This window comes from Romboutsia maritimum (assembly GCF_002251085.2).
GTDB lineage: Bacteria > Bacillota > Clostridia > Peptostreptococcales > Peptostreptococcaceae > Romboutsia_B > Romboutsia_B maritimum.
Map to the genome: position 1 here is coordinate 1 of NZ_NOJZ02000016.1, position 14,066 is coordinate 14,066.

The window sequence follows — 14,066 nt, forward strand, 5'->3', positions numbered from 1 at the left end:
AATAATTGTTTTTTTCATAAAATCTCCCTTTACCAATAAACTTTATAATATTTTCCCCCATTTTTTACATCCCTTTATATATTTAGACATATTTTTAAATAAACCTTTATAATATAGTAATTTTAGAAGAACTAGTGAAATAATAGATAAATTTAAAAATAAATTTTTTAATTATTTAAGATAGATTTTACCATAATCAATTAATCACATTTCTATAGTGAAAATTTTCCAATCAGAATTTTTATCCTTTACTATAGTAAAAAAAACTTGATCTTCCCCATTCTTAATAGGTGTATTTGAATCATCTTTAAATCTAATATAATAAGATACCGAATAAATTTTAATATCTTCCTTTTCTATTAAATTATTCGGATTTAACTGGTTATATATATCTAAATCACCTTTGTATGTATTTTCATTTTTTAATAGTTCTATTTTTATTACCTTAGTATTTTCTATATTATTTAATTCTTCTTTGGACAACTTATATGATCCATTATAGGGTTGTTTCAAATAACAATCACTCAATTTATCGATATCATGGTTATTTTGAAATTTAAAGTAATTTTCAATAACTTTTTCAGGATTATTTTCCCAATCTGTTTGTTTTTTCTGTTTAATAAAAAGTCCTCCTACAAAAACTATTATTGCTAGTGATAATATACATATTTTTTGTTTCTTACTCATAGAAACTTCTCCTTTGACCTTTTTAATATTTTTCAAAAATATTGTAATTTTTATTTTCTTTACTATATTATTAATATAATATTATTAATGGAGGATTTTGTAAATGCTCAAACATTAGAAAATAACAATTAATAAAATGTATTAATAAGGTATGTCTATCATTCATTAGATGTTAGAAAAACTAAAAAAAGCTGAATAAAAATAAAGTTTATTTTAATTCAGCTTTTTTAGTATAGAATTGTAATTATATATCTTAAAGTAGTATTGCTCTACTCATTAATTCATTGCTTCTTTTTATAAATAAATCTAATTCGTCTGTACTTAATTCTTTATTAGCTAACAATGCTAAATCTAGTACATGATTGCATATTAATTTTATATCTTCTTTTTTATTTTCATCTTCTTTAATTGATACCAATTTTTTTATAATAGGATTGTTTTCATTTATTACAAGTGTTTTTTCTTCCTCAAAGTTCATTCCTAAATCTAATCCAGAAAATCTCGTCTGCATTTCTGCCATTCTTCTTGATTCTTCTGATACAAGTATTATAGCTGGTGTTTCTTCATTTTTAAGACTTTCAACAGAATAATTTTTAATTTTTTCACCTATAACTTCATTAAATAAATCTAATATCTTTGATTTATTTTCTTTATTTTCTTCAGTTTCTTCCTTTTCTTTTAACACATCAGAAATATCTGAGTCTATTCTATTAAATTTCACTCCATTTTCTTTAAATTCTATAAATGACATAAAATGATTATCAATAGTAGAATTTAATACTACTGCATCTAAATCATATTCTTTAAATAACTTAATATATTGAGATTGTTGTTTTTCATCACTTATATAAAATACTTTATTTTCATGTTTTTCCTTGCACTTATCTAAATAATCTTTAAGTGTTATATGTTCCCCACTTATATTTTTAAACAATATAAAGTCCTTTATTTTATCATAAAATCCTTCATCTTTTAAGCACCCATATTTTATAAATACTTGGATATCATCCCAGAATTTATTATACTCTTCTCTCTCATTCTTAAATAAACTTTTTAGCTTATCTGCTACTTTTTTAACTATATGCTTAGATATTTTACTTACATCTCTATCATTTTGTAAGAAACTTCTAGAAACGTTTAATGGTAAATCCGGACAATCTATTACACCTTTTAATAAAAGTAAAAACTCTGGAATAACTTCTTTTATATTATCAGCAACAAAAACTTGATTGTTATATAATTTCACTTTACCTTCTACAAGTTCAAACTCATTCTTTAATTTTGGGAAATAAAGTATTCCTTTTAAATTAAATGGATAATCTACATTTAAATGAATCCAAAATAATGGTTCATCAAATGAATTAAATACTTTTCTATAAAAATCTTTATATTCTTCATCAGTACAATCTTTTGGTGATTTTGTCCATAATGGATTTATATCATTTAAAGGAGTTACTTCCTTATTTTCTGTTTCATCTTCTTTTTTAGATTCATCTTCTATATAAATTTCAACTGGCAAGAAAGAACAATACTTATCTATTACTTTTCTTACCTCGTATTCATTTAAGAACTCTTTGCTATCATCATCTATAAATAGTGTTATTTTTGTACCCCTATGTTTTATTTCTTCTGATTTAGATATTTCATATTCAATACCACCCTCAGATTCCCACTTAATAGGTGTTGAATTTTCTAAATAAGAAAGTGTATCTATCTGAACTTTTTTAGATACCATAAATGCAGAATAAAACCCTAATCCAAAATGTCCTATTATATCATTATTTTCTTCCATTTTATCTTTATATTTATTAAAGAAATCTTCAGCTCCAGAAAAAGCAACTTGATTTATATATTTTTGAACTTCTTCTTCTGTCATACCTATTCCATTGTCAGTAAAACTAAGTGTACCTTTGTCTTTATTTACAGCTACTATAATTTTATATTTTGTAGCCTCTTCTTCATTTATTTCGCCTAAAGTTATGAGTCTTTTATATTTACTTATTGCATCACAACCATTACTTATAAGCTCTCTGATAAATATATCTTTATCAGAGTATAGCCATTTTTTTATTATTGGAAAAATATTTTCAGTATGTATTGATATATTACCTTTTTGAATTGACATAATTAACCCTCCTTGATTTAAAGTATATATTTTATCTTTATACCTTTTTTATGGATGTAATTCCATTTTATAATTATTATTGTAGCATATTTGTTAGCACAGTCAAGCATTGAGTGCTAATTTTTTTTATAAAAATACGGATAAAACAAAAGGGCTGTCCCAAAAGTATAATAATTTTGTGAATTAACCTAGCGAAGGGGTGAGATATAAATTCCACCGACATTTGCAGGTATGTTTTTTACCTGCATGGAGGAGAACTTATACTCAGCCCAAGTGATATGTTAATCACAAAATTCTATTTTGAGACAGTCCCTTTATAAAACTACTTCTAACTGACTTAGTTACATAAAATAATCAACACCCGATTTAAATATTTTTTGATCTTTTTCCCCTAATATATTTTTTAATACATTTTCTCCAATTCTTTCTGAATGTCCCATTTTACCTAATATTCTTCCATCTATACTAGTTATTCCTTCAACAGCATATTTTGATCCATTTGGATTAAATTCTATATCATAAGTAGCTTCATTACTAAAGTCTACATATTGAGTTGCAATTTGTCCATTTGCTATTAACTTTCTCATAGATTCATCACTTGCCACAAATCTTCCTTCTCCATGAGATACTGCTATACTATGAGTATCTCCTACACTAGTTTGATATAACCAAGGTGACTTATTTGATGAGATTCTTGTTCTTATTATTTTAGCTTGATGTCTTCCTATATTATTATAAGTAAGAGTTGGCGAACTTTCATCTATATCTCTAATTTCTCCATATGGTAATAATCCTAACTTTATAAGAGCTTGAAATCCATTACAAATACCTAATATTAATCCATCTTGATTTGTTAAAAACTCATTTACTGCTTCTTTTACCTTTGGATTTCTAAATACAGTTGCTATAAATTTACCTGAACCATCAGGTTCATCTCCTGCACTAAATCCACCAGGAAGCATGATTATCTGGGATGATTTTATTTCTTGTACTATAGTTTCTATTGACTGCTCTATATCTTTATATGTTAAGTTTTTAAATACTTTTACACTAGATTTTGCTCCAGCTATTTCAAATGCTTTCGCTGAATCATATTCGCAATTTGTACCTGGAAATGCCGGTATAAATACTTTTGGTTTTGCTATACTTATGGATGATTTAACTTTTTTATTTTTAGAAATAAAACTTATTGTATTTATCTTATCTTTTATTTCTTTAGATTTAGTTGGAAATATAGGTTCTAATGTTTCACAATAAGCACTATACAATTCTTTCAATAATAACTCTTCATTATTTACAACTATACTTTCACTATTTATAGTTCTTCCAAGAAGAATATAGTTGTATCCTTCTAATATACTTAAATCATCATCCTTTAACTCTAAAATTATATGTCCATAATTAGGAACAAACAATTTATCACAATCATCATAAATTTTATTTGCTTCTTCACTAAATCTAAATCCTATTTTATTACCAAATGCCATTTTACTTATAGCTTCTCCAATACCACCATAGCCTACAGCATATGCTGATAATACTTTTTCACCTAGTATAAGCTCATTTACCTTATCTAAATTTCTTTTTAATAAGTTAAAATCTATAACTTCATTTTCAAGTCTATCTGTTGATAAAATTACAACTTTCGAATTAATTTTTTTAAATTCTGGAGAAATAACATGTTTTGCATCCACAGTATCCACAGCAAAAGATACAAGTGTTGGTGGAACATTTATGTCTTTAAACGTACCAGACATACTATCTTTTCCCCCAATTGCAGGTATTTCAAGCATATGTTGTGCATAATACGCCCCTAAAAGAGATGCAAATGGCTTTCCCCACTTACTTGGATTATCCCCAAGTTTTTCAAAATACTCTTGTAATGTTAATCTAATATTTTTATAGTTACCCCCAATAGCCACAACTTTACACACAGAATCTACTACTGAATATAAAGCTCCATGGAATGGACTCCATTTTCCTATCTTAGGATTATACCCATATGTCATTATAGTTGAAGTATCAGTTTCTCCATCTAGTACAGGTATTTTTGCTACCATACCTTGTGCTGGTGTTGATTGATATTTACCTCCAAATGGCATAAGTACTGTATTTGAACCTATTGTATTATCAAATTTTTCAACTAATCCCTTTTGTGAGCAAACATTTAAATCTGACAATACTTCCATAAATTTTTCTTTAATTTTACGTAAGTTACCTTCTTTATCCATTTCTATTTTAGGTAATTTTGATAATTGATTTTGTTCACCAAAGAAATTTTTATCTTCCTCTACTTTTTCTACATGAACCTTAGTTGTTTGTTTAACTCCATTTGTATCCAAAAATTCTCGATTTATATCTACAATAGCCCTTTTGTTCCAAAACATTCTTAAATATCCTGTATCAGTTACTGTTGCAACATGAGTAGCTTCTAAATTTTCTTCTCTTGCTAATTCTATAAATCTTTCTTTATCTTCTTTTTTTATAGCAACAGCCATACGTTCTTGTGATTCCGATATTGCAATTTCAGTTCCATCTAATCCATCATATTTTTTAGGAACTAAATCTAAATCTATATCTAAGCTATCTGCAATTTCTCCTATAGCTACACAAACTCCTCCTGCTCCAAAGTCATTACATCTTTTTATCATTTGTGCAACTTGTTTATTTCTAAAGAATCTTTGTATCTTTCTCTCATTAGGAGCATCTCCCTTTTGAACCTCTGCACTACAAGTAACTATTGATTCTTCACTATGTTCTTTAGATGATCCAGTTGCTCCTCCACATCCATCTCTTCCTGTTTTTCCTCCAAGAAGAACTATTATATCGCCTTCTTTCGGTCTTTCTCTTACTACATTTTCTTTAGGCGTTGCTGCTATAACTGCTCCAATTTCCATCCTTTTAGCTGCAAAGTCTTTATCATAAACCTCAGCTACTTGTCCTGTTGTTAATCCTATTTGATTTCCATATGAGCTATATCCATTTGCAGCTTGTGTAGTTATTTTCTTTTGTGTAAGTTTTCCTGGTAATGTATCTTCTAAAGAAATTCTCGGGTCTGCACTTCCTGTTACACGCATTGCCTGATATACATAACTTCTGCCTGATAACGGGTCTCTTATTGCTCCTCCAAGACAAGTTGCAGCTCCTCCAAAAGGCTCAATTTCAGTTGGATGATTATGTGTTTCATTTTTAAACATAACTAAGTATTCTTCTTTTTTTCCATCTATATCTACATCTACATTTATACTACAAGCATTAATTTCTTCACTTACATCTAAATCTTCTAGCTTACCTTCTTTTTTTAATTCTTTCATTGCTATAATAGCTATATCCATTAAACAAATATCTTTTTTCTTATCTATATATACTTTGTTTCTTGAGTTAAGATACATATTATACGCATCTTTTACTACATCTGTATATTTACCGCTTTCTATCTTAACATCTTCTATTTCTGTCATAAATGTAGTATGTCTACAATGGTCTGACCAGTAAGTATCTAGTACTTTTATTTCAGTTATAGTAGGATTTCTTTTTTCTGTATTCTTGAAATATTTTTGTATATGATCTAAATCTAGAAGTGTCATTGCTAGACCTCTATCTTTTATAAATGTTTTTAATTCTTCTTTTGTAAAATCTATAAATTTATCAATAGTTTCTACAGATGTAGGTACATCACTTTTAATCTTAAGTGTTTTTGGTTTTTCTAAAGAAGCCTCTCTACTATCCACTGGGTTTATACAATATTTTTTTATTTTTGTAAGTTCTTCTTGAGTTAGTTTTCCACTTATAATAAAAATTTTTGCTGTGTTTATAATTGGTCTTATTCCTTGATTTACTATCTGAATACATTGAGATGCCCAATCTCCTCTTTGGTCATACTGACCTGGGAGAAATTCTATTGCAAATATACTAATTTCTTCTTTTTTTAATAACTCATTTATATCTTCATGATAAACTATATCTAAATTAGGTTCAGAAAATATTGTTCTTGCAGCATTTTCATAAACTTCATTTGATATACCTTCTATATCATATCTATTTAAAATCATTAAATTATCTATACTATTTATGTGCAAACTTTCTACTATATCCTTTTTTAATGCCATGGCTTCAAGGTCAAACCCTTTTCTTTTTTGAACAAATATTCTTTTGACACTAGATTTAACACTTATAGTATTTAACATGCTTATTCCTCCATCTTAGAAAAATTAAATTCCTATGTCTGTTCTATAATGCATATTTTCAAAACTTATCTTTTTTATATTTTCATATACTTTACTAGCTGCTTTTTCAACTGTTTCTGCTTTCGCCGTTATACCTATTACTCTTCCACCATTAGTAACTAATTTATTATCTATAATTTTAGTTCCACTGTGAAACACTACTATGTCTTTATCTAAATTCTCAAGACCCGTTATTATCTTGCCTTTTTCATATTTTTCAGGATAACCTCCTGATGTAAGCATTACACATACTACCTCTTCTTTTTTATAATTAATATCTATATTCTTTAAGTTATTGTCAATAATAGCACTCATTATTTTATTTAAATCTGTATCTAGTCTAAATAAAACTGATTGAGTTTCAGGATCTCCAAATCTAACATTGTATTCAAGCACTTTAGGTCCTTTGTCTGTTATCATCAAACCAACAAACAAGATTCCTTTAAAATCTAAATTATCTTTTTTGAATCCTTCTAATGTTTTAGATAATATTTTTTCTTCTATCTCTTCTGATAATTTCTTTGTATAAACTTCACTTGGCGAAAAAGTCCCCATTCCTCCAGTATTTAATCCTATTTCATAATTATTAACTTTTTTATGGTCTTTTGCACTTACCATAGGAGTTATTGTATGATTATCAACAAATGTTAATATAGATGTTTCTGTTCCTTTTAAAAATTCTTCTACTACTATTTTTAATCCTGCATCTCCAAATTTTTTATCTTCCATCATTTCTTTTAGTGCTTCTTGTGCTTGTTCTTTATTTTCAGCTATAACAACACCTTTTCCTGATGCTAATCCATCTGCTTTTATTACAACTGGATACCCAAATTCATCTATTTCATTCATTGCTTTATTTAAGTCTATATACTCTTTATATTTTGCAGTAGGAATATTGTGTCTTATCATAAATTCCTTTGAGAAAGACTTGCTTCCTTCCAACTGAGCACATTGTTTATTAGGTCCAAATATTTTAAGTCCTGATTTTTCAAATATATCTACTATTCCCATAACAAGAGGAACTTCTGGTCCCACTATAGTCATATCTATTTTATTCATTTTTACAAAATTTAAAAGCTTATCTATTTCATCTTCTTTAATATCTATACAATTAGCTATTTTAGATATACCTGGGTTTCCTGGTGCACAATAAATTTGTTCTACATCTTTTTCATTTTTTAATTTCCAACATATAGCGTGCTCTCTACCGCCACCACCTACTACTAATATCTTCATTTTATCCCTCCTAGTGTTTAAAATGTCTTATCCCTGTAAACACCATTGACATACTATATTTGTTACAAGCATTTATTGAGTCTTTATCATTCATTGAACCACCTGGTTGAACTACTGCTTTTATATTATATTTATTCGCTAAAGTCACACAATCATCAAATGGGAAAAATGCATCTGATGCTAATACTGCTCCTGTAAACTCTTTTTCACTATTATTTTCAATTGCATTTTTTAAAGCCCATATTCTTGAAGTTTGACCACATCCTAATGCTAATGTTTGATTATTCTTTACTATAGCTATCGCATTAGATTTCATATTTTTTACTACTTTCATTCCAAACTCCATATCTTTAAGTTGCTGTGCTGTAGGCTCTATTTCTGTTACAGTTTCATACTCATTTACTAAATCATTATTTTTATCTTGAATTAATAATTTTCCATCTATATATTTCATATCATAAGGTTGTAAACTAGATTCTATTTTAGATAATTTTAATATTCTCAAGTTTTTCTTTTTCTTAAGTATTTCTAATGCTTCTGATGTAAAATCATATGCTACAACTATTTCTAAGAAAATTTCACTCATTTTTTGAGCTGTTTCTTTATCTATTATAGAAGTTATACCTACTATTCCTCCAAATATTGAAACTTCATCAGCTTCATAACATTTCGTATATGCTTCAAAAGTATTTTCGCCTAAACCTACTCCACAAGGATTAGTATGTTTTATAGCTACTGAAACTACTTTATCACTATCTTTAAATTCTCTCATGACTTCTAAACATCCATGTAGATCGTTTAAATTATTGAAAGATAATTCTTTACCATTTAATTGTTCATAATTTAATATAGGATTTTTTGCATTTGATTGCTTATATAGAATTCCATTTTGATGTGGATTTTCTCCATATCTCAAAGTTTGCTCTTTTTGGAAAGTTAAATTTAATATTTCTGGATAAGTATCTTCTAATTCTTCAGAAAAATAACTTGATATAAGAGCGTCATATCTTCCAGTTATTGAAAATGCCTTATATGCTAATCTTTTTTTATCTTCTAAAGTTAAATTATTTGTTTTTAGTTTTTCTATTATTAAATCATAATCATTAATATCTACAACAACAGTTACGTCTTTATAATTTTTAGCCGCTGAACGTATCATAGAAGGTCCACCGATATCTATATTTTCTATAATTTCATCATGATTTTTTCCTGCTTTTAATGTTCCTTCAAAGTCATATAAATTTACAACTACTAAATCTATTGATTCTATTTTATGATTTTTTACAGTATCTACATGTGATTGATTGTCTCTTTTATATAAAATCCCACCGTGTATATACGGATTTAAAGTTTTAACTCTTCCATCTAATATTTCTGGGCATTTCGTAACTTTATCTATTTGAATTGCATTTATTCCATTTTCTTTTAGCTTCTTAAATGTATTTCCTGTAGATATAATTTCATATCCAAGATTATTTAATTCTCTAGAAAATTCAACCACACCACTTTTATCTGTCACACTTATTAAAGCTCTTTTACTCATTTATAAACACTCTCCTATCTTGAACATTTAGTTTTTTTTCACAGTAAAGACTTACACTTCTTATTAAAATTTCATGTTCTATCTTTAATACTCTCTTAGCTAATGATTTTGCAGTATCATTTTCTCTTACTCTCACTACATCTTGCATTATTATAGGTCCTGTATCTGCTCCTTCATCTACAAAATGAACTGTAGCTCCTGTAATTTTTGATCCATAATCAATTACTGCTTGATGTACCTTTTCTCCATAATAACCTTGACCACAAAATGAAGGTATTAATGATGGATGTATATTTATAATTTTATTTTTAAATTCATTAACAAAATTAGAATTAATTATTTTTAAATATCCTGCTAAAACAATTAAATCTATTTTATTTTCTTTTAAAATGTTGATTATATTACTCTCATTTGTTTCATAAATTGCATTTATATTGCTTTTTCTAGCCCTTTTAAGTCCATAGGCATCTTCTTTATTTGATATCACAACCTTTACATTTCCTTTTATCTCTCCAGATAAAGTTGCATCTATAATTGCTTGTAAGTTGGTTCCTCCTCCCGATATCAAAACACCTATATTTAACATAATTTTACTCCTTCATGAGTGTCTACAACTTTTCCTATTATATAAGCTTTGTCTTTTAAAAGTTCTGTATATTTACCATCTAGATTTAGTTCATTTTCATAGTTTCTATTATTTATATATGTTAACACTTCATTTGCCTTTTCCTTATTAACGATTAATACTAATCCAATACCCATGTTAAAGCTCTTATGAAGTTCTCTTTCTTCTATACAATTAAAACCTTCTATCATCTTAAATATAGGTGGTTTATCCCAAGAATTTTTATCTATATCTATACCTAAATTTTTAGGTATAACTCTTGGTATATTTTCTATTAATCCTCCACCTGTTATATGAGCTATAGACTTTATTTCATAGTGTTTCATTAGTTCCATAACTAATTTAACGTATATTTTCGTAGGAGTCAAAAGTGCTTCTCCTAATGTCATTTTTAATTCTTCTAGATATTCTTCTAACTTATAATTGTACTGTTCTAAAAATATTTTTCTTATGAAAGAAAAACCATTGCTATGAATACCACTTGATGATATTCCTATTAAAACATCTTCATTTTCAACATTTTGACCTGATATTATATGTTCTTTATCTGCTATTCCTACAGAAAATCCAGCTAAATCATATTCATCTTTTGAATACATTCCTGGCATTTCAGCTGTTTCTCCTCCAATTAATGAACATCCAGATAATTTACATCCATCTGCTATTCCTCCGACAATTTGTTCAACTTGTTCTGCTAATAATTTTCCTGTAGCTATATAATCCAGGAAAAATAAAGGCTTTGCTCCTTGGCATATTAAATCATTAACACACATTGCTACTAAATCAATGCCCACCGTATCATGTTTATTCATCATTTGAGCTAATTTAAGTTTAGTCCCAACCCCATCTGTAGATGAAAGTAGAACTGGCTCTTTCATAGATACAAAATCTTTTAAACTATATAATCCACTAAAATTACCTAAATCACCTATTACATTATTATCATAAGTTGATTTTATCTTTCCTTTTATAAGATTTACCGCTCTATTTCCTTCATCTATATCTACACCCGATTGTTTATAAGTTAGCATTATAATAATTCCTCCTTATCAATTTTCTTAACTGGATAATCTCCATCAAAACAAGCTTTGCAGAATGTACATTTATGTTCTGTAGCATCAAGCATTCCTTCTATATCTAAAAATTTAATAGTATCGCATCCAATAAATTCTCTCATTTGCTCTAAACTATTGTTAGATGCTATAAGTTTTGAGCGATTCGGTGTATCTATTCCATAGTAACAAGAATATTGAACTGGAGGAGAAGTTACTCTTAAATGTATTTCTTTTGCTCCAGCTTCTCTTAATGATTGAATTATCTGTCTAGAAGTAGTTCCTCTTACAACTGAATCATCTACTAAAACTACTGATTTTCCTTTAACTACTGTTGATAATGGATTTAATTTGATTTTTACTGCTATTTCTCTTTCTTCTTGAGTAGGTTTTATAAATGTTCTACCTACATATCTATTTTTAACTAATCCTTCACTAACTTTCAAGCCACTCGCATTAGAATATCCTATTGCTCCTGCCCATCCTGAATCTGGTACTGGAACAACTATATCTGCATTTATATTTTCATCTTTTGCTAATATTTCACCACATTTAACTCTAAAATTATATACATTTACATTATCAATTGTTGCATCATTTCTTGCAAAATAAATATGTTCAAATATACAGCTTTTCTTTAATGGTTTATAATTCTCAGAATAAAAATAAGATTTCATCTTCCCATCTTTAATTACTACAATTTCTCCGGGTTCTACATCTCTTATAATTTCTCCTCCAAGTATATCTATTGCACAATCTTCTGATGCAAATATATACTCATTGTTTTTTTTACCTAATTTAAGAGGTCTAAATCCATGTGGATCTCTAACTGCTACTAATTCATCTTCTCCCATTATTACAAGTGAATATGCTCCTTTTATATAGTCCATAGTTATCTTTAGACTTTCTACTATATCTCCTTTATAATATCTAGCAAGTATATATAAAATCACTTCTGTATCTGAATTAGCTTGAAACATATATCCTTCTTCTTCTAACATTTCTCTTAAATAATTCGCATTTACTAAGTTTCCGTTGTGAGCTAATGCTAATTTTCTCTTTCTACAACTCCCTACTAACGGCTGACAATTTGCCATATGACTTCCGCCTGCTGTAGAATATCTAACATGACCAATACCCATATTTCCTTTTAACTTAGATAATTCATCTTCTTTAAATACCTCTCCGACTAAGCCCATATCTCTTTTATAATTAATATTTTCTCCATCTAGAACAGCTATTCCGCAACTTTCTTGACCTCTATGCTGCATAGAATATAAAGAGTAATATAATTCTTTTGATATATTTTTATCTGAATAAATTCCTATAATTCCACACATTAGATCTCCTCCTAAAGATTTTTCATTCTCGAAAGAACTTCTTCATATCCTTCTACAAGATCTCCTAAATTTCTTCTAAATCTGTCTTTATCCAACTTTTCATTTGTATCTACATCCCAAAGTCTACATGTGTCTGGTGAAATTTCATCAGCTAATATTATATTTCCATTAGAGTCTTTACCAAATTCGATTTTAAAATCTACTAATTTTAAATTCATTTTTAAGAAAAACTCTTTCATTAATTCATTTATTTTCAATGTTTCTTCTCTTAGAAATTTTAATTCTTTCCTTGTAGCTAATTTCATAGCTACTGCATAGTCATCATTTATTAGTGGATCGCCATAATCATCATTTTTATAAGAAGTTTCAAATATTGGTTCATCTAATACTATTCCTTCTTCCATCCCTACCCTTTTACAAAAAGTACCTGCTGTTATATTTCTTACTATAACTTCTAATGGAAGTATCTCTACTTTTTTAACCAACATTTCTCTATCTGATATGCTTTTTATGAAATGTGTATCAATGTTATTTTCTTCTAACATTTTAAATATTATTGTTGATATTTTGTTATTTAATATTCCCTTTGAAGAAATTTGAGCTTTCTTTTCTCCATTAAATGCTGTTGCATCATCTTTGTAAAATACGATATATTCATTTTCATTTTCTGTAGAATATACTTTCTTAGCTTTTCCTTCATATAATAACATTATTATTACCCCCTTAGATTTTTATCATCTTCTAATACTTTCTGTGCCATTTCTTCTCTATATAACTTTAAACCTTCTTTTAATTTTGGATATTTTAAGCTCATTATTTGAAGTGCTAATAATGCTGCATTTAATCCTGAATCTATTGTTACAGTTGCTACAGGTATTCCTTTTGGCATTTGAACTATTGATAAAAGTGAATCTAATCCATCCATTGTAGATGATTTAATCGGTAACCCTATTACCGGTATTAATGTTTGTGATGCTATTACTCCAGGTAGATGTGCAGCTTTTCCAGCGGCCGCTATTATTACGTCTGTATCATTTTCAATTTCTTCTAAGAATTGTGTTAGTTGTTTTGGTGTCCTATGTGCAGATAATACTCTAGTTATAACTTCTATTTCATACTTTTTAAGTAGACTTATTCCTTCTTCTACTTTAGGATAATCAGATTTTGAACCCATAACTACTGCTACTTTCATTAGATTGCCCCTTTCTTGTATTTATTCTTTTTCTAAACCG

General features: G+C 27.7%; 10 protein-coding genes. All 10 read right to left on the reverse strand.

Annotated features, from left to right (window positions below; genetic code table 11):
• Nucleotides 1-204: 204 nt before the first annotated feature.
• Nucleotides 205-687 carry a DUF4829 domain-containing protein gene (locus CHF27_RS09165; RefSeq protein WP_095406532.1) on the reverse strand — a complete coding sequence of 161 codons (483 nt, stop codon included), beginning with the start codon at nucleotides 685-687 and terminating at the stop codon, nucleotides 205-207.
• Between the two features lie 253 nt (nucleotides 688-940).
• Nucleotides 941-2,812, reverse strand: a complete 1,872-nt coding sequence (htpG, locus tag CHF27_RS09170) for a molecular chaperone HtpG (RefSeq protein ID WP_095406533.1) — start codon at nucleotides 2,810-2,812, stop codon at nucleotides 941-943.
• Nucleotides 2,813-3,153: 341 nt separating this feature from the next.
• The gene (locus CHF27_RS09175) at nucleotides 3,154-6,999 is read right to left on the reverse strand and encodes a phosphoribosylformylglycinamidine synthase (protein ID WP_243444985.1); all 3,846 of its coding nucleotides are present in this window, start codon (nucleotides 6,997-6,999) and stop codon (nucleotides 3,154-3,156) included.
• Nucleotides 7,000-7,023: 24 nt separating this feature from the next.
• The gene (purD, locus tag CHF27_RS14455; protein ID WP_243444986.1) at nucleotides 7,024-8,274 is read right to left on the reverse strand and encodes a phosphoribosylamine--glycine ligase; all 1,251 of its coding nucleotides are present in this window, start codon (nucleotides 8,272-8,274) and stop codon (nucleotides 7,024-7,026) included.
• Between the two features lie 10 nt (nucleotides 8,275-8,284).
• Nucleotides 8,285-9,817, reverse strand: coding sequence for a bifunctional phosphoribosylaminoimidazolecarboxamide formyltransferase/IMP cyclohydrolase (gene purH / locus CHF27_RS09180; RefSeq protein WP_095406534.1), 1,533 nt, complete (start codon nucleotides 9,815-9,817; stop codon nucleotides 8,285-8,287).
• Nucleotides 9,810-10,403 carry a phosphoribosylglycinamide formyltransferase gene (purN, locus tag CHF27_RS09185; protein ID WP_095406535.1) on the reverse strand — a complete coding sequence of 198 codons (594 nt, stop codon included), beginning with the start codon at nucleotides 10,401-10,403 and terminating at the stop codon, nucleotides 9,810-9,812. Before purN ends, purH begins: the two co-directional genes overlap by 8 nt.
• Complete coding sequence (purM, locus tag CHF27_RS09190; RefSeq protein ID WP_095406536.1) at nucleotides 10,397-11,473, reverse strand: phosphoribosylformylglycinamidine cyclo-ligase; 1,077 nt, start codon at nucleotides 11,471-11,473, stop codon at nucleotides 10,397-10,399. Before purM ends, purN begins: the two co-directional genes overlap by 7 nt.
• Nucleotides 11,473-12,834: an amidophosphoribosyltransferase gene (gene purF / locus CHF27_RS09195; RefSeq protein WP_095406537.1), complete on the reverse strand. Its 1,362-nt coding sequence runs from the start codon at nucleotides 12,832-12,834 to the stop codon at nucleotides 11,473-11,475. The genes purM and purF overlap by 1 nt, the downstream gene beginning before the upstream one ends.
• Before the next feature lie 11 nt (nucleotides 12,835-12,845).
• Entirely contained in the window at nucleotides 12,846-13,544 is a 699-nt protein-coding gene (gene purC, locus CHF27_RS09200) for a phosphoribosylaminoimidazolesuccinocarboxamide synthase (protein ID WP_095406538.1), read from the reverse strand.
• 5 nt (nucleotides 13,545-13,549) lie between these two features.
• Nucleotides 13,550-14,026, reverse strand: coding sequence for a 5-(carboxyamino)imidazole ribonucleotide mutase (gene purE, locus CHF27_RS09205; protein WP_095406539.1), 477 nt, complete (start codon nucleotides 14,024-14,026; stop codon nucleotides 13,550-13,552).
• Nucleotides 14,027-14,066 lie beyond the last annotated feature (40 nt).